Source organism: Pseudomonas sp. P5_A2_2, assembly GCF_054177685.1.
In genome coordinates, this window is sequence record NZ_JBGCUL010000927.1 from 1 (window position 1) to 1,723 (window position 1,723).

The 1,723-nt window shown below is 61.6% G+C and carries 1 protein-coding gene; it reads left to right on the forward strand.

What is annotated here, in order from left to right:
* The coding region (locus tag ACXRVY_RS27415; protein ID WP_458238771.1) for a type VI secretion system Vgr family protein at positions 1-1,723 on the forward strand (1,723 nt) is incomplete at both ends.

Here is a 1,723-nt window from a genome sequence, read left to right on the forward strand (position 1 = left end):
CTGTCCCGGCCGTTCAAACTCGAACTGGAACTGGCCAGCCACAACGCCGCCATCGACTTCAATCGGGTGCTCGATCTGGCGGGGCTGTTTACCTTATGGCGTGGCGAGACGCCGGTGCGTTACGTCCACGGCCTGGTCAGCCTGTTCACCCAGGGTGACACCGGCTTTCGCCGCACCCGCTACACCGCCGTGGTCGAGCCGACCTTGGCCCGTTTCGACCTGCGCTCCAACTGGCGCATCTTCCAGGGCCAGACCGTGCCCGACATCATCATCAGCGTACTGGCCGAGCAGAAGCTGACTGACATCCGCACTGAAATCTGCTTCGAGCACCAACCCCGCGAATACTGCGTGCAGGCCGGTGAAACCGACCTCGATTTCATCGTCCGCCTCGCCGCCGAAGAAGGTCTGCTCTACACCTTCGAACACCGCGCCGACGGCCACACCCTCGTCCTTACCGACCGCGTCGGTGGCCTGGGCACCATTGGCACCCACACCGAATGTCCGGTGCTCTACCAGCCCATGGGTGGCGGCGAYTCCATGGAACCGGCGTTGAMCCGCTTCCACTACACCGAACAAGTGCGCACCGCACGCCAGGTACAGCGCGACTACACCTTCACYCATCCGTACTACAACCAGCAGCACACCGCCACCGGCGACCAGGACCTGAACAACCAGCACAAGGATTACGAACGCTACGATTATCCCGGCCGCTACAAGCGCGATATTGCCGGCAAGCCCTTCACCAAGACGCGCCTGGCGGCGCTACGCAACGACGCCAAGCTGGCGCATCTGGCAGGTGACGATGCGCGCCTGCAACCGGGGTTGGCGTTCGACCTCAACGAGCATCCGCGCGAAGACTTCAACGACCGCTGGCGCACCATCGCCATCACCCACGCAGGCAAACAACACAGCAGCCTGGAGGAAGAAGCGTTCGGCAGCGGCAGCGGCACGTCCTACGAGATGCAGGCCACAGCCATTCGCTGGACCTCGGATTGGAAAGCCCCATTGCGTGACAAACCCTGCATCGACGGCCCGCAKATCGCCACGGTAGTCGGCCCGCCAGGGGAAGAGATTTATTGCGATGAATGGGGCCGGGTCAAGGTGCAGTTCCCGTGGGATCGCGCGGACAAAAACAACGACCAGAGTTCGTGCTGGATTCGTGTGGCTCAGGGCTGGGCCGGGGCGACCTGGGGCGCCATGGCCGTGCCTCGGGTCAATCAGGAACTGATCATCAGCTTCCTGGATGGCGATCCGGATCAGCCTATCGCCACGGGCCGCACCTACCGCGAGACCAATCTGCCGCCCTATGAACTGCCTAAGCTCAACGCCGTAGCGACGACCAAAAGTCGCGAGTTCAAGGGTACACGAGCCAACGAGTTGCGCATTGACGACACCACTGCGCAAATCAGCGCGGCGCTAATGAGTGATCACGAACATAGCGCGCTGCATCTGGGTTACCTCACTCATCCACGCCACTATGGTGGCGGTAAACCTAGAGGGGAAGGTTTTGAGTTGCGTACGGATGGTCACGGCGCATTGCGCGCAGCAAAAGGTTTATTGCTGACCGCTGAAGCTCAACTGAAGGCCGGTGCGGGTCAACTGGAACGCCAGCAGGTGATCGAGGTGTTGCAAGCAGCCCTGACATTGGCCAAACAGCTGGGAGCATCTGCCGAAAATGCCCAAGGAATTGCCCAGGATTCGCAGCCGCAACAGTCCCTGACTG